This window comes from Prosthecobacter debontii, from assembly GCF_900167535.1.
GTDB classification, from domain to species: domain Bacteria; phylum Verrucomicrobiota; class Verrucomicrobiia; order Verrucomicrobiales; family Verrucomicrobiaceae; genus Prosthecobacter; species Prosthecobacter debontii.
Window position 1 is genome coordinate 317,634 of the sequence record NZ_FUYE01000002.1, and the last position, 24,732, is coordinate 342,365.

Genomic DNA, 24,732 nt, shown 5'->3' on the forward strand with positions numbered 1-24,732 from the left:
TCATCTGATCGAATTAAAGAGATACCGAACGACCTCGACACAGCCCATGAGGAAAACAACAACAAAGAGACTCAAGATAAGTAGACATCCGACCATGGCCAACTTGCTCCCTGATTCAGCATCATCAAAATCAGGAGTCGCTTGATCACTCACTTTGATATGACTGAACTCAATGGCAGGTTCCTCGATAAACGCTTCACCTTTATCCAATGCATTATCAATGGCAGCACGAAGAGCTTGTAGTCCCTCTAAGTTGCCAATGATAAAATTAGAATCTTCCTCGCGATAGTCACCTGGACGTGCCCAAGGCACGCTTTGAGAAACTTTTGATATTGGGTCGTCTGTATTCACGTTTTTTGCCATTGGGGACGGAAAGATTCCCCCTTTCGACTATCAGTTAGAATCAATCATCCGCCTCCGCCGCGTCCTTGATCACAAAGCGCGCCTTCAGTTTACACACCTGCTGAGCCAGACCGGCAGACTCCACGCTACGCAGCACTTCCTGGAAGTTCTTGTAGGCGTTAGGGGCTTCATCAATCGGATACTTGCGGGCGTTGAAGAGGATGTCGTTAGACTCGAAGTCGGCATCCACCGTGGCCTGATCCAGCGCACGAGCGGCGGCTTTACGTCCCATGCAGCGACCGGCACCGTGGTTCACACTGTAGCAGCTCTTCACGGCGTCCGGCTTGGCCACCATCACCACGGAGCCATCGCGCGGATTTCCAGGCAGCAGGATCGGATGACCGGTGGCGGCAAAAGGCGTGTCCTTCAGTGCATGGTGACCTCCAGGGAAAGCACGGGTCGCCCCTTTTCGATGCACCCAGGAGAGTTGGTTATCCACCACCTCCTGACGCGCGATGTTATGGCTGATGAAGTACACCAGTTGACCGGTCGTTCCTGGCAGCACTTCCTGGAAAGCCTCCAGCACCAGCGCATTGATGAGCATATGGTTCACGGTGGCGAAGTTCGCCCCGAGAGCCATGTCATCGAGATACGCATCGGCCTCCGGCGTTCCCAGAGGCGCATACACGAGTTGACGGTCACCCCCTGGATAAGCCAGACCCCAACGCTGGAAGAAACCTTCAAGCACCTTGAACTGACGCTGAGCCAGCATGTTCCCGAACCCACGAGATCCGCAGTGGCTCAGGAAGGCTACATGGTTGTCTTTGAGGCCAAAAACATCCGCCGTGGCACGCATGGCTGGCTCATCGCTGAGCTGCACGATCTCGCACTCACCGAAGTGGTTTCCACCTCCGTAAGATCCGAGCTGCATCATTTTGCTTTCAAAGTTCGGGAAGGCATTGAAGGCACGCAACTTATCCAGGCGCTCGTGGAGCGTGGAGGTGTTTCCATCATGCCCATAGTGCTGGCTGTCTTCACAACGCAGTGCCCATTCCGGAGGGATTCCAAGGGCCTCACACACAGCTTTGCTCGCGCCTTCCGTGCATACTTGCACGCCGAGGTCCGCGGACACACGACGGGACTTTTTTGCCTCACGCTGGCCGCGTCCGGCCCCTGTCGGCGTGCGTGAAATGATGGCTTCGATCACTCGGCGACGGACCGACTTATCGATCATCTCATCGGCCGGGATGTTCATCTGCAGCAGTGACATGGAGCACTTGATATCCACCCCCACAGGGCCTGGATAGATATGCGTTGGTGAAGCCATCACACATCCCACAGGCGCCCCGTAACCGGCATGCGCGTCGGGGTTCAGCACGAGATCCGTCACACCTGGAGCCGAGCGCGAGTTCAGCGCCTGATCAATGCAGATCTGGTCAAAGGTGGATCGGATGGCATCGGTCCCGATCACTGTGATCGGTTTACCTTTGTTATCGCGAGCTGGGAGGAAAGCTTCGGCTTCACCAGTGATATGGAAGGGGGAGGTCATAAAATGAAAAAGAAAAGGTGGGGCGACAAGGGTTTGATGAAACGTTTTTGCTCTGCTCTACCAGACTGAGCTACGGTCCCGTTGAAAGTGGGACCGGAGGGATTCGAACCCCCGGCCTGAGGATTTTTGAATCATGTAGTTCCATCGGGCATTCGCCCCATTTAATAAATGCAATTAGTTAGGCTAAATGGCGACAAGAGGGTGAGTGATGAACGCCCGAGGTTTTCTCAGGTGCGGGTTATCAAGCCGCTCGTGTAGGGATGTAATCACTCGAAGCATTCGCCAGGAGTTGCATGAGTTAAAATTGAAATTTGGCGACAAGGTTTTTTGAGAAACACGATGTCTATTGCTCTACCACTGAGCCACCGGCACCGTGAAAAGCCGGGCAGGAATCGAACCTGCAACCAATAGCTAATGTAGTTCCCCAGGCATTCGCCAAGGATGAATGCTAACGTGATTGAGAAGAAGTGGCGACAAGGAGTCGAGAAACATGGTCTGAAGCTCTACCGAGCTGAGCTACCGCCCCGTTGCTGGGGACAGGCAGGATTCGAACCTGCGACAGTCAGTGTGGATGTAGTTCCTCAGGCATTCGCCAAAATGAGTTTAGTTTTGAGATGGAGCCTGATGAAAAGAAGAAAGAGACGTGTGCATTTTTTGAGAATGGAGTCCGCTTTCGCATTCACCAGGCTCCAAAGAGACTGATCGGTCAGAGAGAGATCTTTTCGATCTCGCCCACCCAATGATCCGCGCCCAAGGTTCCTTGAGCAAAAGATGCGATGATGTCGAAGACCGAATCCGAGAAGCCTCCGATGTTCAGCACATCGGGCCGCTCCTGCACCTGGGTCGTGGCGTAGGGTTGGATATCCAGACACACGAGACGAGCTTTGGGATTCCGTTCTTTGAACTTCATCCACTCGCTCATTGTGCGCGTCGGCGATCCACCGAAACGACCGTGCTGCGGCGTATCCATCCAGGATTCGTTGTCCGAGACATAGATCACCAGATCCGCCTGCACCTTACGGGCATTGAGATCGATAAGCACCGCGCTGCAGTTCGTTCCACCGCAAGGCAGTGAAGCCAGCTTTTGCGCATTCGTCATCACCGAGTCGCGTGGGTTCAAGGCCACACGCACCACGTTAGTTTCAAAAGGCAGCACCTCGGCATCCCGATTCTGGCGGAGGAAAGCCGCCGAGATCAAAGCCGCGATGTCAATGCAGCGGATCTTGCTCGTGGCCCCTTTGCGGATACCCGTCATCGCCGAGTGCATGGAGCCCGACACATCGGGTGCCACCACCACCTTTCCGGTCACTTGAGGTACGTTCGAGATGGCAATCTCCATCGCATCTTGCAGGGCTTCTTTCACCTCATGCGGCACATCGGCCGACACATTGTGATAAGCAGCCATGAGCTGGTACGGCAACACACGCGAGCGGCGAATCTGGTCCTCGCTACGCAGACGGCTGGCAATGAGTCGGGTGAGGTCCTTGCTCGTGAACACACCATGACGAGCAAAGGTGTTCAGGTTCATCCGAGTCATCTGCCAAGGCGCATGCCGGGCGATCTCCTGCCATTGCTCCGTGGTCAAAGGCAGTGCGGTGAGCATCTGGAAAGGCACCTCCGGAGGATTTCCCTCGGGAGCACTCTTCCATGCCTCGAACTCGCGGATCAGGGCAGGCAGAGCCTCCACATCATGTTTACGACCAATGAGGTATCCATACAGAGCCTCACGGGCAGGCGTTCCCGGACGTGGGTGCACCATCTTGATGATGTCAGCCACCGAAGGAGACTGCCCCACGTCAGCACGGAAGATCGCTTCATCGTTGCGGGTTTCGAACCAGCGGCGCACGAGGCGCTTGGGCAGAGAACCGAGCGACTTACGCCCCGTCACACCGGAGCGCAGAATCTGCACGAAGTTCCGCAGCATCTTGGCGTCGTTAATGACACGCGGGAAGATCAGTTCGAGACGCTCTGCATCGCGGGCTGCAAGCACGGCGCAAAGGAGCGCTGGCACATCCTTCATGAACCCTTTCTCGCGACAATGCAGCGCCGTGCGGGCAATGAAGTCCGTCGGGACCTTTTCACAGAGCTGCAGCACTTTAGCGAGCTGATCCTCGGCGGAGGCATAGAAGGTGGCATTGAGACATCCCGTCGCTGCATACTGAGCCAGAGCATGGCGAGGAGTGAACGAGTATCCCTGGCCTCCCGACTCATTACGGGTATCAGCCTTGGGAGCGAGCGCTCCGACGATGGACTGGAAGAGTGATTTGTTGGCCATGGCGTTTTCTTTCTGGTTTGATTTCGTTGTGCCAGATAAAGAATGCCAGGATCGTGCCAACTCCGTTTCAACAGCGTGCCAGTGGCGCTGGAATCCTTATAAAATAAGGGAAAGAAAAATTTCACGCCTACAAATCCGGCCCTTTCCTCAAACCGCCATTATCCATATTTAATATCTAATGATAGATGGTTTTATCTTTCTAGATAATCATCTATATATGAATTAAATCACATTAGCCCTCCGCCTCCAGCTTTATGAAATCCACCGTCGTTTTTGGCTTCCTCGGCACGTCTCTGGACCGGGCCCAAGGGACAGATCGTTGGTCCAAATGGCGACCGACGGTGGCCATGTGCCAGCAAGAGGATCTGCTGATCTCACGAGTAGAGTTACTGGTGGAAACCAAGTTCAAAAATCTGGCTCAGCAGGTAGTGGCTGATATCCAGCAGGTCTCTCCTGAGACCGTGGTCAAAGTAAACGAGATCAACTTTTCCGATCCCTGGGATTTTCAGGAGGTTTATGAGGGACTGTATGATCTCATAACAAATTATTCGTTTAAAACGGATAAGGAAGATTACTTCATTCATCTGACAACAGGAACTCATGTGGCGCAGATCTGCTGGTTCTTATTGAACGAAGCCAATTTCATCCCTGCTCGGTTGCTTCAGACGTCACCCGTCCGCACGGATGACAGGCATGCCAGCGCTGCGGGGCGCTATTCCATCATCGATCTCGATCTCTCCAAGTATGACCGTCTCGCCACGCGCTTTGCTCAGGAGCAGGAGAAGACATTGGACTTCCTCAAAAGTGGCATTGCCACCAAAAGCAAGACCTTCAACAAACTCATCGAACAGATCGAACTCGTCGCCGTCAACTCCAAAGCGCCCATGCTCATCATGGGCCCGACGGGTGCAGGCAAATCCATGCTAGCTTCGCGCATTTTCGATCTTCGTCACAGCAGGGCTGGTATAACTGGAAGATTTGTGGAAGTCAATTGCGCGACCCTGCGTGGTGATCAAGCCATGAGCACACTCTTCGGCCACAAACGTGGCGCATTCACCGGCGCTCAGACGGATCGACCCGGATTGCTCAAAGAAGCAGACAAGGGACTGATCTTCCTCGATGAAATCGGTGAACTCGGACTCGATGAACAGGCCATGCTGCTGCAAGCACTTGAGGATAAGACATTCCTTCCACTTGGCTCCGATAAGTCCGTCAGCAGCGATTTCCAACTGATTGCAGGCACGAATCGCGATCTCCGCATGGAGGTCCAAACGGGCCAATTCCGTGAGGATCTGCTGGCCCGTATCAACCTCTGGACTTTCACCTTACCCAGCCTTGCAGAACGACGTGAAGACATCAGCGCTAATTTGGATTTCGAGCTCGAAAGATTTGCCAAAACGCATCGCCGTCAGGTTCGCTTTAACAAAGAATCGCGAGATGCTTTCCTGAAATTTGCTCGTAGCCCTGACGCTCGTTGGAGTGCCAATTTTCGCGATCTCAATGCCGCCGTAACTCGCATGGCCACCCTCGCACCCAAGGGCCGCATCACCACCACCTGCGTCGAATCAGAAATCGCGCGTTTGAAGGACGGATGGAGTTCGGGAGGCATAGAGAAGGTGACGACGAGCGCAGCCCTCGAAGGCTTGGACCGTGAACAAATCGACCCTTTCGATTGGGCTCAGTTGGAATATGTTCTTCAGGTCTGCAAGGACAGTAAAACGCTTTCCGATGCAGGCCGAAAGCTCTTCACTGTCTCTCGAACTAGCAAAGCCAAGGCCAATGATGCTGACCGTTTGAAGAAGTATCTTGCTCGTTTTGGGCTAACTTGGGATCAGGTCAAATGACTCCCTCATGCCGCGACAACATCATCGCTTAGCGAGTGCATCAGATACAGCAGGTTCCAACTCTCGAGATCCATCTCCGCCCAATTTTTCATCCAGGGCTTCCAGCCGATGAATGAGATCCGCGATATGCTTGCGGGGATACATGCCACCCGCTTCATGGCAGAAGTGAGTCCGGCAGCCAAAGGGTCGATGCAGGTAGATGGTGCATCTGCCTTCCTTTCCTAACAAGGGACAAGCTCCATCGGGCCTCGGTTTGAGGTCTTTGCGCCCACTCGCACGCACGCCTTGGGCCGCATACAGAGCCTCGCCCAATGTTAGAAACGGAGTGCGTCCCGTGAGCCTGAAATGGCAGCATTGCGTGCGCATTTGGCAGTCTCGCTGGAGAGGGCGTTTTTCCAGTTCGGCATAGATGGCTTTCACCTCATCCAAGGCGGCCTTCAAGGTGGAGTCTGGTGGCTGCTTCTTACGCGACACAGGCTTCTATTATTCAGGCACGATGATTTGATCATCTGGCTGGACCAAGACATCCACGTTGGGATTACCAATTCCTGTCGATAGGTTATGCACAGAGGCACGACCACCGCGCAGAAGTTTCACTTTCTTCATGCTGCCAAATGGAGTCGGCCCCCCTGCTGACATGATGGCGCGGGAAAGTGTCATGCCTTGTTGATATGGAACGCCGCCAGGCTTCACCACACCCGTGACGGTCACCTGACGCATGTCAGCTCCGCCGACACTATCAATCGAAACCAAGACATTCGGACGTGTGTAAATCTCCTCACGAATATAGGTTTGCTCAATCGCCCGCTGCAAAGCCGATGGCTTCAAGCCTGAAGCGCGCACCTCACCGATGTGCAAGAGGTTGATCGTGCCATTATCACTGACGGTGTAAACCCCCTTGATCTGGGCCACCTCGTTGTCAGGAATCGCCCCCACGGAGATGGTGATGCGATCTCCAGGGCGCAGAGGCAGTTCACCGCTCTGAGCCCACAGTTGTTGCAAGGTCAATAGACTAACCAAAAGAACAAAAATCGTTTTCATAATCAATCTGTTAGAACAAATCTCCTCGTGGCGCGCTCGAAGATGCAACCGTCGCCTGCCCGGGGCGAGAAGGTGGAATTTGTTTTTTTCTTTTCTCGGGACGAGTGCCCGCAGGAGCCGCCGTGTTGTTCGGCGAGTAGTAGGTGTAGTAGCTGGTGTAATATTGATACTGCGAATCACTGCGCAGATCCACATTGTTCAAGACCACTCCGAGCACCGTTCCCCCGACATTTTCAATGGTCTGCTTGACCCTCAACAGCATGTGTCGCGGCAGTTTGCGGTGCTGCACCACAATGATCGTGAGATCCGCCTCGTTGGCCAAAACGGAGGCGTCACTCACCCCGAGAATCGGCGGCGCGTCGATCAGAACGATATCAAAGCGGCTCTTCGCATCTTCAATGAGCTCCGTCATCCGCTGGGAATTCAAGACTCCTGCACTATCTGCCGGCAACATTCCACTCGGCAAAAAGTAAAGATTCTCCACGGGGGTGCGGACGACGACCTCCTCTAAAGTCACGTTCGTCGTCAGATAATTCGTTAGGCCCACAGCATTGCTGACATCGAAGAGAGTGTGCATGCGAGGACGACGAAGATCCGCATCAATGAGAAGCACGCTATAGCCGCCCTGCGCACAAACGAAGGCGAGGTTGCAGAGCGTGGTGGATTTACCCTCGCCTGCACCTCCACTGGTGACTGTGATGCAATTGGCGTCGGGGTTTTTCCGGTTGAATTCAATGTTGGTCCGCAGGATGCGGTAAGCTTCGGCGTCAGGATTGAAACCACTGGTCCGATGCAGAACGGCCACATCCTTTGGCACCACCGCCAACACAGGCACGCCCAGGAAACGCTCCACATCGTCCAGGCTTTTGACAGAGGTATCCATGTATTCCAGGAAGAAGGCAAGGCCGACTCCCAACATCAGGCCCAGGACCCCTCCGAGCGCCAAGTTCAGGGCCACATTTGGCTTGGCAGGTTTACCTTCAGGCTCTGCCTTTGCGTAGAGGGTCGCTGGGGACTTCACAAGCTCCAGACCCGCCTTGGTCTCAAAGTAGCTGGACTTGAGTTGGAGAAGAAGATTCTCAATGTAGGCCACATCATCAGCGGCGGTCTTGTAATCATTCTGCGCGGACTGCTGATCGAGCATCTCACTCTTAGCCTCCTCATTCGAGGAGCGAAGAGTTTCACGGCGTTGAATGGAGAAATCCAGACGTGTCTGAAGTGCTGCCAGATGCGCTTTCACCGCATCGAGGATGAGTTGTTTCGAGAGGGCGATCTGGCTGTCCACTCCCATGACCTCGGGGTGCCGCCTGCCACGGCCAGCGTTGACAAGGCCCTCACGAGTCACTTGGAGCCGCGTCAGTTCCGCCAGCATGTTGGTCACGTTGGCATTCTCCAGTTTCAGCCCCGAGGACCGAGCGACCAATTCTTCATCGCTCAGTTTGCTGAGTTCTGCGATTTCAGCTTGGAGTGCCTGGACCTCCAACTCGGTGTTCAGCAAAGCTTGCTCGCGCGTCACCACCATGGAGTCTTCTGTCGTGCGAAGGTTAGCTCCAGGAGCTGTCGAGTTGGTTCCGCTGGAAAACCACTCTCCAACGATCCCGCCTTTTTTCTTGGCTTCTTGCATCTTCAGGCGGGCCTGATCTCGCAGCTGCTCTTGCTCAGCAATCTGCTTGGCCAGCATCGCCAGAGCCTCCTGCTTTTGGGACGTCTCCACCTCCACTCGACGGGTCATGTAACTTTGGTAAACCGCGTTGGCGATTTCTGCGGCGACACCAGGATCTTGATCGAAATATTCAATGACGACGAAGTCGGATCGCACACTGGATTGCGTATCCAGATTACCCCGCAGTTTAGCCAAGGCTGATTGACGATTGGGGAGGGACCACCGCTTTTGCAGATCCAATTTATCGACAACAGGATAGAGGGTTTCGGGTTTCGTAATGCTCTCGAACTCGTTTTTAATCACAACATCTGTCGGTGCCATGAAATCATCCGTGTTGCGCTGAAAGACCTGCACCTTGTTTTGCAAGCGCTCGATCTTCATCTCAACACGACCGCGATATTTTCGCGGCATGATGTAGGTAATGATGGCCGCTGTCGCGAAGACGAGGAGGAATGAAAGGATGATCAACCCAAAGCGATTACGAATCACCTGCCAGGAATCCAGGGCCTGCTGCTGGAGCTCGTTGCTGGTTTCACGCATGACAGTCTTTGATTATCTGGAGAAATTAAGAAACCGGGTTTTTATCAACTCGCCAGTGTCAGCATGAAGCCGAGCACTGGCGAGCGATTTTTGGGCTGTTGGTGAAAGGAACGAAATTTAAAATGAAGCCGTGATACCCACGGAGACATTGTTGCGGTCAAACTCGCGCAGATTGTCGTCGGATGCGAGAACCGAATAAGAATATCGTGCGTCAAGAGAGAGGTTCTCAAGCATCTGATAAGAGATGCCCGTGGAGAGCAGCAGGGAGTGCTCCGTCACATCGCCGCCGCCACCTTCGAAGTTACTGTAAGCATAGGAGACGCCTCCATTGAGGCCGACACGCTTGGTGACCTGGTGATTCACGTTTAAGCCCGTGCGAATGGAATACCGGCTGTCATAACCGCCGATCTCAGCCGAGTCATACCCCACAGAGCCAAACCAGCGCGCTGTCGTTTGACGAGCCACGAGGTAACTGAAAGCCACCTCTCCATAAGGCGAAGTGTTTTCCGTCCGGTCAGATTTGAAATACTCAGCCCCCACGCGGAAGGAACCGGTGGACCGCTCACTCCACGCATGATCGACACCCGCCAAGATGAAGTGCGATTGTGAGTCCACGTCATCGCGCTCCTGATAATCGGTGATCCGATAACGGTATTCAGCGGCCAGACTGGTGCGCTGCGTCAATGCGTAGCTGAATTGTTGAGCGATCAAGATCGAAAGACGATCTTCCAACCCAGACACAGCTTCGTCCTCATAAGTGATGCCATCCACCGTCAGCGAGGTGCTTGTGGAGAAGCGCTGCGACCAAGCATAACTCACATTGAAGTTGTTATACCCATACAGGTATTGGCCGTTGTAGAGCGTCGTCGAGGCCCCGGTGGAGACATTCGGCTCCGCCTCATAGGTGAGGTAAAAGTTATTGCTGATTTTAAGCCGTTCAGACATCTGATGGGCGATGTTGAAGGCCACCCGAGCGTTGTAAAAATTATCGTCGTAGCGGTTGGTGCCATCGACATAATGAATGGCTCCGAGATCGACCGCCGCACTCCAAGGCGTGGTCGGGTCCGCATCTGCGTAAGTGAGGCCTAAGCCTCCCTGCACGTAATAAGACTCGAAATTTTCCAAAAAGGGTGATTGCACCTTGTATTGCAAACTGTCGTAACCGCCCCGCGTCGTGAAGCTCCAGGTTAGGGGAACATCCTCACCGAAATCAGCAGAGAAATCCCGAACTGCTGTCAGACCTTGAGAAAAAGCCTGCCCCGTAAAAACGGCTATCAGGGCCGTAGCCATGAATGCATGTGGGAGTCGCATGGTCGGGAGTATAGAGATTGAGGTCGAACGGCCTTTTTAGGAAGTGCTTAAGGGCTGCAATTGCAGGGCGAGGTGGGCACGTTCCGGCACTTGCGATACTTGGAATCACAAGGCACGAAGCCGGTTGCAGGAGGCTGAATCAGATAAACACCGCGGATACTGGGAGCGACGCGGAAATCTTCTTCCACAGGTTCTACAGGCACGGGGTTCTTCTCAGGATTCTTGCCGGAATCTGTCAGGTAATCGGAAGAACTCGAAACGACGGAGGTCACTGCGGCGGGAGACACTGAAGTGGCGCAGTCCATGATCACACCCGACATTTTAGGTGCCACCGAAATACCGGTCTGGACGATTTGATTCACCAACCCGCTGTCGGCCTGAGAGGCCAAAATAGCAGCTTTGATGATTTCGCATGCACAAGCCTCATTGATCACCAAGGCATCCTCGACAATCATCAACGTCTTGGAGGGATCTTTTTGGATGGCCGCAGACACATCTTTGGAGATGTCTTCACAGCCGCCCGCACGAGCATTTCCCTGAGAAAAACCTACCATGGCGGCCAAACCTAAGAGGCAGCTAGCAAAGCGAGTGACGCTTAATGCTTTGATCATAGCAGGGAGTTATCTTTAACAGGGTTACTACAACTGGAGCGGGCAGTGGGAATCGAACCCACATGGCCAGCTTGGAAGGCTGGAACTTTACCATTAAGCTATGCCCGCGATATGAATTATAATAACCTGCAACCTCTAAGACCTGCAAGATATTTTTTAGAATTAGCACAAAAAGTCTGAAATTTTAGAATTCCTGACAGATCTCAGATTCTAAATTTTAAAAAGTCTTGGCTTTCTGCCGTGAGTATTAGCAGGCCAAAAGTAGTTGGCAAGCCGATTTCACGCGGTTGTAACCAAATCGAAGAATCCGGGTATCCAACATAATGAAAATGCAAAGAGCTCTGTAATTTATTAACAAATGTTAAAAACATCCGCAAATTTTGTTGACGAACGTTTTAAACTTTAGTTCAAGCAGAGTGTCAGAACACGCTCTCTTGATCGTAAAATCAGCCTGTTCACCACACCGCGTCAATTTGGCAGAAAAGTTGCTTTGAAAAAATGAGGAGAAAGTCAGTCATCCTTATGCTAAGCTGCCGACCCCCTGCATTCTTGCAGGGCGCCAAGAAAAGCAAAACTGCACCGTATTTAAATCTGTAATGTCTAACATGGAACTCGACGGAGGTATCAAGATCTACCTGCGGGAGATCGGCAAGACCGACTTGCTGACCCCCGAACAGGAGGTCGAACTGGCCGAACGCATCAAGCGTGGCGACCCAGAAGCGCGCTCTCACATGATCCGCGCAAACCTCCGCCTGGTCGTCAAAATCGCCCAGGACTACGCCAACTATGGCCTGCCTCTTCTGGATCTCATTTCAGAGGGCAACATCGGCTTGATGAAGGCCGTGGAACGCTTTGACCCTAATAAAGGGGGCAAACTGTCCACCTATGCTGCTTGGTGGATCAAGCAGTCCATCAAACGTGCGCTGGCCAACCAGTCCAAAACGATCCGTCTGCCCGTCCACATGGTGGACAAGATCAGCAAAATGCGCCGCGTGGCCATGGCGATGTCTGAAGAGCTCGGTCGTGAGCCTACCGATGATGAGTTGTCTGAAGAAATCGGCATTGATCGTGCCAAGCTCAGCCAGCTCAAGGTGGCCTCCATGCGCCCAGCTTCTCTGGATGCTCCTATCAGTGATGATGACAGCACCGAGTTTGGTGAAATCGTCGGTGACGAAAATGCCCAGACACCTTTCGATCTCCTCAGCCACAAAAACATGCATGGCCAGTTGGATGGCTTGCTGACAGTGCTGGATGAGCGTGAGCGTAAGATCATCGATGCCCGTTTCGGCCTTGCCGGTCAGAAGCCTCGCACGCTGGAAGAAGTGGGTCAGGAATTCGGCGTGACGCGTGAGCGTATTCGTCAGCTCCAGAACATCGCGCTGCGGAAGCTACGCCGTGCTCTCCAGAAGAAGGAAGATCCGATTCCCAAGGCGCTCCGCAATGCCGGTGCCAAGAAAAAGAAGAAGGCTGTCGCCGAAGACAAAGCCCTGGACTGATTCTGACACCAACGTCAATCTCTCAGCCAAAGGCAGGTTCCTTCAGGAGCCTGCCTTTTTTCTTGGTGCCATTCAGAGAGAGGTCGGTAACAGTTTCAGCTTCTTGTTTTGCCAGCCTCGGGGCGGAGAAATCCCCAGACTCGTCCATTCCATCCCGCTTTCGACCCACGATGCCCGCCATTGATCGTAACTGATCTCATCGTCATCATCGCTAACACCAAACTGAAATCCGCAGGCGGGGCAGATCTCATAGCTAGGGCCACCCGAAGGACCACGAGGAGGTTCTTTCAAACCTTGAAAACCGCAGACAGGGCAGGAGTAGGAGGGAGCTTTCATCGAATCGTCTGTATTTAAAAGGACAGGTTCTCGGGCTGGATCGGCTTCCCAGGCTGGCGCTGCCAGTAGGTGGAGCTTTGGGGACGGAAATAGGTCTTCGTGGTGCCGTCTCGGTTGTAAGCGGCAAAAGCCCGCGTCTGGGGATCGAAGACCCGGAGGGTGGCATCCGCTGAATCCCACTTCATGAGCGTGTCGCCAGACTTTGCCCTTTGCAGCAATTGCCAAGCTTGAGCTGCATATTCATCTGCGGTTAGGCAACGGAAGTCGGGGCCATGACGGATGAAATGATCCTGCAGTGTCTCCATCCGCCCCCATGTTTCATGCGTCGGAGGTGCCCGGGGTTGGGCAGGGCTTGGAGGCGCTTTCACCTCGGGTTTATCATCCGCACTCAGCAGTCCCCATACTTTGGCCAAAAGAGATTTCTTTTCGGAGGGTGGCTCGGGTTTGACCTCAATGACATGCTGGCCCTGACCCTTCGAATCCGTGACAAAGCGGCCGACATACAACTGCTGGCGCGCGCTCCCTAGCTTGTAGTGATAAGTCGTTCCGGCCTTCAGATGGATCAACTCGACCACATGATCACTAGACACTCCGCCCTCGACTTTTTGGTCGAGTTTATCAGCCGCAAATCCGTAGTTCACGCGCGTGCCACAGGCCACGTCCGTTTTCCAGGAGAGGATCGCCCTGTCTTCAAAGGCTTTCACCTCAGGTGGTCCCACCAACTCCACCGCTAGGAGAGGCGTGGTCAGCAGCATTCCGGCTAAAATCCTCAGCAGCAGTTTCATCATGGACAAGTTAGGCAGGCGTTAAGGAAGATGGCAACTATGACTCTCTCTCGTTAACACCTTTTGCCGTTGTCACTTCCCACGCTTCATCCCATCATTCACCGCCATGCGCGATCAAGGGTCTGGTTTCTCGCAAGCTTCAAGTCTTTGGCATCGGGTTTCTCAAGGCTTCCTCGATGCCTTGTATCCCCGGGTCTGCCGTCATTGCGATGAACTTCTGCCCGCACAAGCGCCCCGGCGGGGATTGGCGGCATGGATCTGCCCATCCTGCCAAGACGAACTCACCCCCATCGAGCCTCCCTATTGCTCCGTCTGCGGCGAGCCTTTCGCCGGTCCCGCGACCAGCGTTTTCCGCTGCTCCAACTGCCAGGGTCGTCGCATCGCTTTCGACTTCGCCTGCTCTGGCTTTAAAGCGGAGGGGCCGCTACGGGAGATGATTCACAGCTTCAAATATGGGAAGGATCTTTCCCTGCGTGCCGCCCTGGTGGATGTACTTCAACACGCCCTCACCGACCCCCGATTGGCCGATGAAGACCTCCTTCAATGGCTGCTCGTGCCCGTGCCCCTGCACTGGACACGACAAGTGAAACGGGGATTCAACCAAAGTTGGGAGCTTTGCCGCTTACTGTCCAAAAGCACTCACATCCCGACCGCCCAAATCCTGAGGCGTCGCGTCATGACTCGCACTCAAACACGGCTGGAGCGGCACCGACGCCTTGCCAATCTCCGGAAAGCGTTTTCGCTACGCCGTTCGCTTCCCTGGTTCAGACTGCCCGACCTTCGCGGGCGAAAAATTTTTCTGGTGGATGACGTCTTAACGACCGGCGCCACGGCTCATGAGTGTGCAAAAATCCTGAAGCGAGAGGGAGGGGCTGAAAAAGTGGTGGTGATTACCGCAGCCCGTGGTTAGTATCGGCCCCACGCCCGGCAACCTGCCGGTCGCCCTTCCGGTCTGCGGGATGTCTCCGCCGACCTTCCCGCGGTAGCCATCCGGGGAGGGAAGGACGTCCGAATGGTAAAGGGATGGACCGACAACAAACGATCATGGGATTTTTCAAAAAGCGCTCTGTTAACGAATTTGGTGAAAAGAAGCAGGACATGCCCGAAGGGCTGTGGACGAAATGCCCATCCTGTGGAGAGAGTCTCTTCGAGCAAACCCTAGCCAAAAACCTGCGTGTCTGTACCAACTGTGGTTACCACTTCACCATCAGCAGTGGAGAGCGTATCACCAGCCTCGTCGATGAAGGGACTTTCGAAGAAATGGACCTCCAACTCGACTCCGTGGATGCCCTGGGCTTCAAAGGATACGTGGACAAGGTGAAAGCCTACCAAAACAAGACCGGTCTTAAAGAAGCCGTCGTCACAGGACGGGCTAACATTGAAGGCATCCCCGTATTGCTCGCCATCATGGATTTCCGCTTCCTCGGTGCCAGCATGGGGAGTGTGGTGGGCGAAAAGATCACTCGTGCCATTGAAACCGCGACTGCCGAAGGCAAACCTGTCCTCGTCTTCTCCGCCTCCGGTGGGGCTCGTATGCACGAGGGCATTCTCAGCCTGATGCAGATGGCGAAGACCAGCGGAGCGCTGGCACGCCATGCCGAAGCCCGTCTGCCCTACTTCTCCATCCTCACGCATCCAACGACCGGCGGCGTCACCGCCAGCTTTGCGACCCTGGGTGACGTCATCATTGCCGAGCCGAAGTGCATGATCGGCTTCGCAGGCCCTCGTGTGGTGAAGGAAACCACCCACGCTGATCTGCCACCAGGCTTCCAGACGGCAGAATTCATGATGCAGCACGGCCTCGTGGACATGATCATCGAACGCAAAGACATGCGCTCGAAGATCGCGGGTCTGCTCCGCTATGTGACCAAGACCACAGCTCCTGCAGCAGCCTAATCCGCTTCTTTCTCGGACTATTCGATCCACCGTGGACATGCCAATGGCAGCCCCCGGTGGATTTTTTCTGTCCCACAATGTCATTGCGGATTAGCGGAAAGGGTGAAACGCCTTGAATAACTGGCATTCGGAAACAGTTTAAAAACGATTCCCGTTGATGTCCTATGACTCTGATGAATCGCTCCCTTCTCCTCATCACTCTGGCAGGAACAATGGCTTCCGCTCATGCCGAGGTTGTCGTTGATATCGAAGCCTTCGGCAAAAGCCTCGGGGGGTGGCTGGCACGTAAAGGCAAGGCTGCCGAGTATGAAATGTCTGAAGCGGACTATCGCACCTACCAGCCAGAGGTTTCCCCCTCTCCTGATGGTGGCATCTTCGTCTCGGTGCGTATCGACCACTGCCGCGGCTTCTTCGCTTCCGATGACCATGCCAGCCTGGAGTTAAGCTTTGCCCCAAATGGTGACCTCGTCTCAGCCCAAAGCAGCCTTGCCCTACAGGGACGCACCATCACCAGCGAACTCATCAAGGGGGGCGCCTCTGCCACCACCTCGGTAGCCGCTCCCCAGATTGATCGCGCGGTCAAGGTGGGCACAGACTTGGTGGCTGATCTGTCTTCCAAACTCCTGCGAGAAAAGGTCGTGGAACCTGGACGAGTGTCCTTCCCTGCGGCAATCCGGCATAACTACAATCTGCTGTATCAAGCCGTGAAGTATCAGACCAAACCCGAGGTGACCGCTACGACTTCGACTCCTCCAGCCGGAAGCCCTGCCACTGCGACTACGCCCGCTAACAATACACCGCCTCCTGCGGCGACGAATCCGGCGCAACCCAACTCCACTGCACCGCCCCCACCTGCGTCTACACCACCATCACCTCCAACAACGAGCCCCCCTAACGGCAATGAGGCCGCAGCTCCGAATAAGGATCACCTCGTGCCCACCAACAAAGCCGCCAAGGACGACCCTGCCAAATCTCCCCCTGCGGCCCCCAAACCGCCTCCAGCACCCGCTTCGACAGCACCGACGACGACGGATGCAGCCACGGGTAAAACCATTCCCCTGCCAGACATCAAAGCCTACAATCCCAGCGGTGCCCCCAGCACGCCGCTGCCGGCGTCTACCGCCTCAAAATCGGAGAAAGAAAAGTCTCTCCTCATGGAACACGGTGGCGAAATGCTGAAGCTAGCCCGCGACGTGGTAAAGACCACCGCAGCCCAATAAGCAGCCCCTCAGTCGGTTCACATGATCCTCACTCAGGGAGGTCCTGTCCCTTGGTCTCTGGGAGAAAGGCCAAGAACACCAAGCCGAACAGGAACAACCCACCTAGATAGGTGATGGCAAGCCTGAGATCGAAAGTGGACTTCATATAGGCTGACAACCAGATCAGCACAGGTGCCGCCAGAATACGGCCCGTGTTGAAACAGAATCCCGCTCCGGTTGCGCGCAGGTGGGTGGGAAACAGCTCGGGAAAATAGACCGCATAACCCGCATGGATTCCCTGTGCGAAAAAGCCAAACAGCGGCAGCAGGCAGAGCAATAAGCCATAGCTCATCAAGTAAGAAGGCAGCCAGCAGATGATCGGTGTCATGATCAGAGCCGCGAGATGCATGATGGCAAAGGTTCGCCGACGTCCCCAGCGCGCACTGAGGGGGCCGAAAGCCAACATGCCTAGCCCCGCACCAGCCGTCTGAATGAAACCGAAGGCCACCTTGGATTTACTCGCCACGTCCGGGTCACCCAAGCGTTTGAGTAAGTCTGCCGCGATATCTTGCCCTGCCACGACCACGCCCCAAAAAGTGGCGAGACCCACCATGGCCAAGAGAGCGCCAAAGATCGCACGGGAGCGCCACAGAGGCGTGCCTAACAATTCACTGAAACTCCCCATGCGTTCAGCCTTGGTCTCCTTCGCCTGTTTCCAGGACTCTGGTTCTTTGATGCTGATGCGCACCCACAACACGAGAAGAGCCGGCACCACACCGATCAAATACGCGGTGCGCCATTGCGTCCCCACCATCAGCCCTGCGGCTGCGGCCAGCCAGAGCCCTGCCACACTCGTCGCATGAAAGATACCACTGGCACGTTCACGCGCCTGCTTAGGAAAGACCTCCGCCACCAAGGCTGCCCCTACGGCCCACTCGCCACCAACACCCATTGCCACCAGAAAACGCAACACCCCAACCTGCCAGACCTCGGTCGCAAACGCTGTTAACCCTGAAAAAAGAGAATAACAAAGGATGGTCATAGCCATCACCGGATTTCTCCCCCATCGATCCGCCAGTGAGCTGAAGATCCAGCCACCGAGCGTTCCACCGATCAAGAAGATCCCCAGGAATCGCTCTCCCCACAGTTTGACAACAGGGTCTGCAGCCTCAACTCGTAGCAACTCAGGCAGCATGTCCGCCCGAGTAATGTTGTAAAGCTGACCTTCAAACGCATCGAAGATCCAGCCCAGAGAAGCGACAATAAGCACCAGCCACTGATAACGAGTGACGCCTGCATACCATTTGGTGGAAGGAGATTCGGCCCTCATATTTATCAGATCGGCAGAGTCGTGCCTGGAATCGCCACAGGATACCATCCATCAGCATCTGGCTTCACGGGCGGTTCGGTCTGCCAAGTGAGGTCATCGGGCACCAGGATTTCTTGGGAGTTCAGCGCTTGTGCCCAGGTGATGACTTGCCCCGTGTAACTCGCCATTCGCCCCATGACACCCATCAGGGTGCTGTGAGCAGCGTATTCGGCATCAATCCGCACCTTGCCCGTGCGGATGTTTTCAAAGAAGGCATCGTGCTCCAGTTGATACGGGTCTTCCTTGGTGCGACTACGCTTCCCGCCAGGAGGCTGACCATTGATGCTGAATTTTCCTCCGTTGCCCAGGTCTGCCACTCCTTTGGTGCCATGAAAATGTTCACTCACATCGCGTGCGCATTTGCCGCCGATCTGGCAGCACTGGCTGAGAATACGCATGCCGTTTTCATACTCAAATTCAACCGTGTGATGATCGAAGATGGTGCCGTTCTCGCGCGCTTTGCGCACCTCACGCCCTCCGTGCCCCACGGCTTTGATCGGCATTTTGCCCTGCATCACCCAGTTGGCTACATCCAGATTATGGCAGTGCTGCTCGAGGATGTGGTCACCACTCATCCAAGTGAAGAAATACCAGTTACGAATCTGGTAATGCAGTTCACTTTCCCCCGGTTCACGAGGGAAGCCTGGGCGAGAGGTGCCATTCCAATAAACACGACCATGAACGAGATCACCGATTTCACCGTTGTGAATGCGCTGGATCACATCCATGTAACCCGGATCATAACGACGCTGAAATCCCACACAGACATTCAGCTTCTTTTCCTTGGCAACCTGTGCTGCAGCTAAGACACGCCGAACACCCGCCGCATCTGTGGCGACAGGCTTTTCCATGAAGACATGTTTACCCGCCTTGATCGCCTGCTCAAATAAGAAAGGCCGTGGCCCCGGTGGCGTCGTGATCAAGACCACATCCGCCAAATCAAAGGCTTTCTTGTAGTCTTGAAAATCGGTAAAGACTTGGTCGGGCGACACATCAATCTGCCCCTCATGCTTTTGTTTCAAGATGTCCAAGGCGGCTTGAGCCTTCCCCTCCAGGGGGTCCACTAAGGCCACCAGCTTGACAGTCGAACCTGCACTGAGGGCCTGATTACAAGCCCCTGTTCCCCGGCCGCCACAGCCGATCAGAGCGATTTTAATATCTCCATCCGAAGGAGCCGCAAAGGCATGAGTCGCTGCTGAAACAGCAGCGACAGAAGCAGACGTCATGAAACTACGGCGCGTTGTCATACTTTAGGTTGGGTTAAAACTTCAACAACTCACCGACAGGAAGCGGTTGCTTTTGGCGAATGGATTCCTCGGCAACCAGGCATAGCCCAGCCGACCACAAACCGTCTTGCCCGGTCGCGATCGGAGCTTTGCCTGTGCGGACCATTTCCACACATTGAGCGATCTCCTCTCGGAGCTCGAAGACCTCTCCACTGTGCTTTTCGATTTTCACTTCCTCCAGATTTTCGCCGTCGAACACTTTGAGGAAATAACTCGGCTCCAGGGTCCGATCCAAGGCTCCACTCCAGCCAGCCCACAGAGCTCCTTTCGTGCCACTGACTTTGACCGTCTGATGATGCTCAAAAGCAGCGAGCGTCTGGGAAACCACTGCATAACTGCCGTTGGCATACTTGAACATGGCACTGAAGTTATCGAAGAGTTCGGGCCGCGAAGGATCGCGTGAATTGCCATAAGCATACAGCTCCACGGGATCGCCGCTGCCTTCAAGATACCAGCGAGCCAGATCAAAAAAGTGGATTGGTTCCTCCAAGACCCAACTCCCCACTCGACTCTGATCATAGCGCCAGCCGCTAGCGCCCAGCCGATAAGGCTTCCGCAATAATTCGACGAGCACATACTGGGGATCCCCAATGGTGCCACGCTCAATGATCTTCTTGATCTCCCCCCATTGAGAAGAAAGCCGGAGTTCATGTCCTACCGCCAGATGCACGCCATACTCACGAGCAGCAGCCACGATCGCTTTACAGTCTTCCAAAGTGATGGCCATGGGCTTTTCCAAAAGCACATGTTTGCCTCGGCTCATCGCCGCGACCGCGATCTCCCGATGCGTGTAACTCGGAGTCACAATATCGAGAATATCAAAGTCTATTTGAGCGATCATCTCGACTGCGTCCGCGAAGATCTGAGCTTCGGGGTAAAGCGACTGAGCCTCAATCCGCGAAGCCTCGGAGGGAGCGGTGATCGCAACGATCTTGGTGTCGGGGTTACCAGCAATGGACTGAGCATGAAGCTTCCCCCAGGCACCGAAACCTGCGAGGGCAAAACGAACAGGGGCAGACATAAAATCAATGACGGGGAGCCGTGGTAAGAGGAGTCGCAGGGTTCGAAACCCGCCGACTTTGGACTTCATTCAGCCGACAAGTCGGCAGTTTTGGCAAGACATATCGGGCAAAAAGATCGCACTCATCCAGGTGAGGATAACCGCTCAAGATGAAGGCACGCATGCCCATGTCCATGTAGCGGTTGAGCTTCGCCAAGACCTGATCGGGATCTCCTACAATGGCGCTTCCGCAGCCGCTGCGCGCGAGCCCGATGCCTGACCAGACATGATCCTCAATGAAAAGATCTTTGCTCTTCGAGCGAAGCTCATCTTGCCTCAAAACCCCTGCACTCTGGCTATCCATGGATCGATTTTTGATCTCTTGGCCTTTCTCTAAATCGAGTTTTGAAATCAGTTTATCCGCCGCTGCACGAGCCTCAGCTTCCGTCTCGCGAACGATGACATGAATGCGTAACCCAAAATCCAGGGTGCGCCCGTAGGAGGCCGCTTTTTCAGACATACCCCGCATCGTCTCCGCCAACCGATCTTCGGTCTCTGGCCACATCAAGAAAACATCACAATGTTTGGCACATAGATCCTGAGCGATGGGTGAAATACCCCCAAAGTAAAGCAGCGGCCCGCCGTTCTGTTGATAGGGCTTAGCCGCTTCGCAGTTCGGCAGGGAAAACTGATAGTGCGCACCTTTCCACTCGAACGGTCCATCCGTCGTCCAGAGCTTTTGCAGGATTTGAATGATTTCGCTGCTGCGCGCATAGCGCACTTCATTGCTCTCCTTTTGCCCTGGCATGTCGGAGGAAATGATGTTCAGGCAGAGGCGCCCCTGAGCTATGTGATCCACGGTGGCAATCGCTCTTGCCAGCATGGGCGGCCAAACTTCCCCCATCCGCAGGGCTACGAGTTGATTGATCTGCCGTGTTTGAGGTGCCATGGCCGCTGCAAAGGTGAGCGCATCCTGCCCTACAATCCATCCTGACGGCAGGAGGATGTTTTGGAAGCCATGCTCGTCGGCGCGCTTCACGAGACTCCCGCAATGCTCATAATTGCTGCGCAAGCGACCGTCAGGCACACCCAAATACTCGTAATCGTCTCCGCATAAAGCCGAGAACCAAGCGATCTCAGCCCGGCGTTCAGGAGTGCGTATGACTGGTGGATTCATGGTGATTGAAGCGACAGAGAGTGAGGATTAACGGATGATACAGCTTTTTATTGCAATATTGGAATAAAGAGGAGCAAAAGCGTCTTTGTCCATCCACCTTAGCACAAGCTGCCACGATGTTTGACGACGCGATTTCGGGCAGTATAACCAAGCTGCATTCGTTCATTGCGATTATTTATTCCAATATTGCAATATGTGACTAGACTGCACGTGTTAACAAGCACAAATTCCAGTTAACGCGTAAAACACATGAGCACGCCTTCACGCATTCATCACGTGGCCATCATTGGCGGCGGCTTCAGCGGTGTCATGACGGCGGTTAATCTGGCTCGCTTGGCCAAGGAACCCATGCGCCTCACCCTGATCCAAGCTGGCGCTCTCGGCCGGGGCGTGGCTTACAGCACCACACGCCCTGAACATCTGTTAAATGTAGCTGCGCGGAACATGTCTGCCTTTCCAGATCTGCCCGATCACCTCTTGCAATGGCTGCGCACCCGCATGGATTTCGATGCGGTTCCGGATCGAGAATTGCGGGAGAAGTTTATTCCTCGCCAGATCTATGGCGACTATTTGCGCTCACTGCTTCTTCACTACCTGGAGGTTCCGAATGGACTGACATCTGTCCAAGTCGAACTCATCCACGATGAAGCCGTGGATGTCGAAACCCAGCCCCAAGGAGCATGTCTACACTTCCGTCATGGACCTTCCATTCTGGCGGATAAAATCGTTCTCGCTTGTGGCAACGAAACACCAGCCTCCCTGCCTGGAGCTGAAAGTCTAACGGAACATCCCGCATGGGTGGCCAATCCTTGGCAAGCATGGCACCGGCAACTTCCAGCCCAAGGTGGCAGCGTCATCCTGCTGGGCACTGGTCTAACGGCCGTGGATGCGGTGCTCACGCTGCGCACACTCGGCTGGCAGGGAGTCATTCATGCCGTTTCACGCCACGGTTGGCTGCCGCAGTCCCACTTTCGTGGCATTGACTACCCTGACTTCCCTCCGGCTGATGAGGATCTATCCCGATTAGGTTTGGAGGGATTGACCCACTTGATGGAAACGCACTGCGCCCACCTGCGCGAGCGAGGTGCTAACCCTGCCATCATCGTGGATCGGTTACGGCCTCACACCCAGAGAATTTGGGAGGGCTTCTCGACCGAAGAAAAAACAGAGTTCATTCGAAAACAGGCCGCACGCTGGAATGTCTTGCGACACCGCATCGCCCCGGAAATCCATGCCCAACTCACAAGTGCTCAGCTCACAGGGCAACTCCAAGTGCATGCGGCAACGGTCACCCTAGTGGAAAGCCATGGAAACCAGATTCAGGTCCACACGACAGCTGATCATTGCCTAACAGGTGATCTCGTCGTCAATGCCACCGGACCTCAAACCCGCTTTACACGCACGTCTTCTCCACTTTTGCAAAACCTCCTTCAGCGAGGTCTGATTCGCCCCGATGCGCTGGATATGGGAGTCGCGGCGAACGTTGATCATACCGCCGTCACACCCTCAGGAGAACGCTCCCATCTTCTGCTGGCCCTGGGCCCGCTGCTGCGTGGCACGCTGTGGGAGACAGTCGCAGTTCCCGAACTGCGAGGACAAGCCAAGCGAGTGGCCGAAACCCTCCTGGGACTCTCCAGCCAAACCATCGAAAGCCCGATCATGATGGAATACATGATCTAGGCGAACCGAGAAAATCAATTGAGCCTTGTCCGCCTCCACTCCTCCCGCCATGATGACGGGGCTCCTACACCATGAGAAGTCCTGAAGAAACCCGCCATAAACTCGCCGAAGCGGTCCTGCACATCCGCAGTGGGCAGGCCACTTCACGAAAGACCTTGGCGGATCTGATGAGTCTCTCGCCCACCACAGCGGGTTTCTACGTGGATCACCTGATCGAATCAGGCTTGCTGAAGGAATCTGGCTTGGAACAAGGTAAGATGGGCCGCCCCAAACGCACCCTGAGCACCGTTGCTGAGGCAGGTTGGTTTGCCGGAATCGAGTTCAATGCAGACCGCATCCAGATCGCTCAAGTCGCCTTCTCGGGAGAAGTACTCACAGCGGAATCCTCGCCTTTGCCTCCCGAGGCCGATGCCCGGGAGGTGATGTCTCGCATCACCACGACTTTGGCCACCTTGAATCGGCGAACTGGTCATCCTCTGCTTGGCATAGGCGTGGGCGCTCCTGGAGTGGTGGACCCGATTCAGGGCCTCGCCCTGGACTATGCTTTTATTTCCGGTTGGACCCAGATCCCCATCCAGCACCGCCTTCAAAAACGCTTTCAGGTGCCTGTAACAGTGGAAAATAATCTGCGCACCATTGCCCTAGCTGAACGCTGGTTCGGTGCAGGCAAGCAGATGGACGACTACGTCATCCTGGGCCCACGCAGTGGGTTTGGCATCGCCATCGTGAATCAAGGCAAGTTACTCCGAGGGCGTCATTATGCTGCGGGTGAAATCGGCCGTTGGCCTTGGCAAACAGGGGAGCAGAAGGGCGAGGTTCATGACGCCATGACAGCACCGGCGGTGTGGCGAAGATTGAGCGGAATGAGTCAGCGCAGCCGGTTGCCCGAAGATCTCCGCAAGGCTCTGCTGAATTTGGATGCTCGCTCATCGCCTGCTTGGTCGGCAGTGATCCATGACTATGCGCAAGTCATTGGCCAGCTTCATTTCATCCTGGATGCCGAGGCCTACTTTCTTCATGGTCCACTGACCGCTTTAGGCTCTGCATTCTGCCAGTCCATTTCTGACCAGGCCTGCCTGCTCATGCCCAGCCTGAAGCCCATCCCGCCTCAGGTCTTACCCTCCGAACTCGGAGATGAAGCGGGTGCGCTCGGTGCCGCCAGCTTGGCCATGGAAGCGTGGTCGCCTATGCTGACGCCTTCGGCCTAAATGCGATCAAAAGTAGAGCCATGAGGCGAAACTTTAGCGAAAGTTCTTTATGCGATGTCAAAATATGTAAAATCCGGCTTGGACAGTGCAGAATAAGCCGCCCGCTGGTTTTAACTCGAACACA

At 54.7% G+C, this 24,732-nt stretch carries 21 protein-coding genes and 1 tRNA gene; 7 read left to right on the forward strand and 15 right to left on the reverse strand.

What is annotated here, in order from left to right; genetic code table 11:
* The 3 genes from B5D61_RS03640 to B5D61_RS03655 form a co-directional block, all read right to left on the reverse strand.
* Positions 1–351, reverse strand: a complete 351-nt coding sequence (locus B5D61_RS03640; RefSeq protein ID WP_139373038.1) for a hypothetical protein — start codon at positions 349–351, stop codon at positions 1–3.
* A 52-nt stretch (positions 352–403) separates the two neighbouring features.
* Positions 404–1,891, reverse strand: a complete 1,488-nt coding sequence (locus B5D61_RS03645) for an RtcB family protein (protein WP_078811942.1) — start codon at positions 1,889–1,891, stop codon at positions 404–406.
* Positions 1,892–2,597: 706 nt separating this feature from the next.
* Entirely contained in the window at positions 2,598–4,166 is a 1,569-nt protein-coding gene (locus tag B5D61_RS03655; RefSeq protein ID WP_078811944.1) for a vWA domain-containing protein, read from the reverse strand.
* A 254-nt stretch (positions 4,167–4,420) separates the two neighbouring features.
* On the opposite strand from B5D61_RS03655, the gene rtcR reads away from it, so the two are divergent.
* Entirely contained in the window at positions 4,421–6,010 is a 1,590-nt protein-coding gene (rtcR, locus tag B5D61_RS03660; RefSeq protein ID WP_078811945.1) for an RNA repair transcriptional activator RtcR, read from the forward strand.
* A gap of 21 nt (positions 6,011–6,031) precedes the next feature.
* Here the strand turns inward: rtcR and B5D61_RS03665 are convergent, their stop codons facing one another.
* The 6 genes from B5D61_RS03665 to B5D61_RS03690 all read right to left on the reverse strand — a co-directional run bounded on the left by B5D61_RS03665 (position 6,032) and on the right by B5D61_RS03690 (position 11,284).
* The gene (locus tag B5D61_RS03665; RefSeq protein WP_245846448.1) at positions 6,032–6,484 is read right to left on the reverse strand and encodes a YkgJ family cysteine cluster protein; all 453 of its coding nucleotides are present in this window, start codon (positions 6,482–6,484) and stop codon (positions 6,032–6,034) included.
* Positions 6,485–6,493: 9 nt separating this feature from the next.
* The gene (locus tag B5D61_RS03670) at positions 6,494–7,051 is read right to left on the reverse strand and encodes a polysaccharide biosynthesis/export family protein (RefSeq protein ID WP_176159206.1); all 558 of its coding nucleotides are present in this window, start codon (positions 7,049–7,051) and stop codon (positions 6,494–6,496) included.
* A gap of 10 nt (positions 7,052–7,061) precedes the next feature.
* Entirely contained in the window at positions 7,062–9,254 is a 2,193-nt protein-coding gene (locus B5D61_RS03675) for an exopolysaccharide transport family protein (protein WP_078811947.1), read from the reverse strand.
* Positions 9,255–9,371: 117 nt separating this feature from the next.
* The gene (locus tag B5D61_RS03680; protein ID WP_078811948.1) at positions 9,372–10,565 is read right to left on the reverse strand and encodes a DUF481 domain-containing protein; all 1,194 of its coding nucleotides are present in this window, start codon (positions 10,563–10,565) and stop codon (positions 9,372–9,374) included.
* Positions 10,566–10,612: 47 nt separating this feature from the next.
* The gene (locus B5D61_RS03685) at positions 10,613–11,176 is read right to left on the reverse strand and encodes a hypothetical protein (protein ID WP_078811949.1); all 564 of its coding nucleotides are present in this window, start codon (positions 11,174–11,176) and stop codon (positions 10,613–10,615) included.
* A 34-nt stretch (positions 11,177–11,210) separates the two neighbouring features.
* Positions 11,211–11,284: transfer RNA gene (locus B5D61_RS03690), tRNA-Gly, on the reverse strand.
* A 488-nt stretch (positions 11,285–11,772) separates the two neighbouring features.
* On the opposite strand from B5D61_RS03690, the gene B5D61_RS03695 reads away from it, so the two are divergent.
* The gene (locus B5D61_RS03695; protein ID WP_078811950.1) at positions 11,773–12,672 is read left to right on the forward strand and encodes a sigma-70 family RNA polymerase sigma factor; all 900 of its coding nucleotides are present in this window, start codon (positions 11,773–11,775) and stop codon (positions 12,670–12,672) included.
* 72 nt (positions 12,673–12,744) lie between these two features.
* Here B5D61_RS03695 and B5D61_RS03700 read toward each other — a convergent pair whose 3' ends face one another.
* Positions 12,745–13,008, reverse strand: a complete 264-nt coding sequence (locus tag B5D61_RS03700) for a hypothetical protein (RefSeq protein ID WP_078811951.1) — start codon at positions 13,006–13,008, stop codon at positions 12,745–12,747.
* 14 nt (positions 13,009–13,022) lie between these two features.
* Positions 13,023–13,796 (reverse strand): hypothetical protein, encoded by a 774-nt coding sequence (locus tag B5D61_RS03705; protein WP_139373039.1) that lies wholly within the window; start codon positions 13,794–13,796, stop codon positions 13,023–13,025.
* A gap of 103 nt (positions 13,797–13,899) precedes the next feature.
* On the opposite strand from B5D61_RS03705, the gene B5D61_RS03710 reads away from it, so the two are divergent.
* From B5D61_RS03710 to B5D61_RS03720, 3 genes are all read left to right on the forward strand, one after another.
* Positions 13,900–14,703 (forward strand): ComFC family protein, encoded by an 804-nt coding sequence (locus B5D61_RS03710; RefSeq protein WP_139373040.1) that lies wholly within the window; start codon positions 13,900–13,902, stop codon positions 14,701–14,703.
* A gap of 134 nt (positions 14,704–14,837) precedes the next feature.
* Positions 14,838–15,689, forward strand: coding sequence for an acetyl-CoA carboxylase, carboxyltransferase subunit beta (gene accD / locus B5D61_RS03715; RefSeq protein WP_078812169.1), 852 nt, complete (start codon positions 14,838–14,840; stop codon positions 15,687–15,689).
* A gap of 173 nt (positions 15,690–15,862) precedes the next feature.
* On the forward strand, positions 15,863–16,909 hold the full coding sequence (locus B5D61_RS03720; protein ID WP_139373041.1) for a hypothetical protein: 1,047 nt from the start codon (positions 15,863–15,865) through the stop codon (positions 16,907–16,909).
* 28 nt (positions 16,910–16,937) lie between these two features.
* Here the strand turns inward: B5D61_RS03720 and B5D61_RS03725 are convergent, their stop codons facing one another.
* From B5D61_RS03725 to B5D61_RS03740, 4 genes are read right to left on the reverse strand one after another with little or no spacing between them, the layout of a single operon-like run.
* Positions 16,938–18,218 carry an MFS transporter gene (locus B5D61_RS03725; RefSeq protein WP_078811955.1) on the reverse strand — a complete coding sequence of 427 codons (1,281 nt, stop codon included), beginning with the start codon at positions 18,216–18,218 and terminating at the stop codon, positions 16,938–16,940.
* A 5-nt stretch (positions 18,219–18,223) separates the two neighbouring features.
* The gene (locus B5D61_RS03730; RefSeq protein WP_176159207.1) at positions 18,224–19,483 is read right to left on the reverse strand and encodes a Gfo/Idh/MocA family protein; all 1,260 of its coding nucleotides are present in this window, start codon (positions 19,481–19,483) and stop codon (positions 18,224–18,226) included.
* Between the two features lie 34 nt (positions 19,484–19,517).
* Positions 19,518–20,564 carry a Gfo/Idh/MocA family protein gene (locus B5D61_RS03735; protein WP_078811957.1) on the reverse strand — a complete coding sequence of 349 codons (1,047 nt, stop codon included), beginning with the start codon at positions 20,562–20,564 and terminating at the stop codon, positions 19,518–19,520.
* 4 nt (positions 20,565–20,568) lie between these two features.
* Positions 20,569–21,720 carry an LLM class flavin-dependent oxidoreductase gene (locus tag B5D61_RS03740; RefSeq protein WP_078811958.1) on the reverse strand — a complete coding sequence of 384 codons (1,152 nt, stop codon included), beginning with the start codon at positions 21,718–21,720 and terminating at the stop codon, positions 20,569–20,571.
* Positions 21,721–21,969: 249 nt separating this feature from the next.
* On the opposite strand from B5D61_RS03740, the gene B5D61_RS03745 reads away from it, so the two are divergent.
* Both B5D61_RS03745 and B5D61_RS03750 read left to right on the forward strand, forming a co-directional pair.
* A complete protein-coding gene (locus B5D61_RS03745) occupies positions 21,970–23,400 on the forward strand; it encodes an FAD/NAD(P)-binding protein (protein ID WP_078811959.1) in 1,431 nt (476 codons plus the stop codon).
* A gap of 71 nt (positions 23,401–23,471) precedes the next feature.
* Positions 23,472–24,608: an ROK family transcriptional regulator gene (locus B5D61_RS03750; RefSeq protein ID WP_078811960.1), complete on the forward strand. Its 1,137-nt coding sequence runs from the start codon at positions 23,472–23,474 to the stop codon at positions 24,606–24,608.
* Positions 24,609–24,732 lie beyond the last annotated feature (124 nt).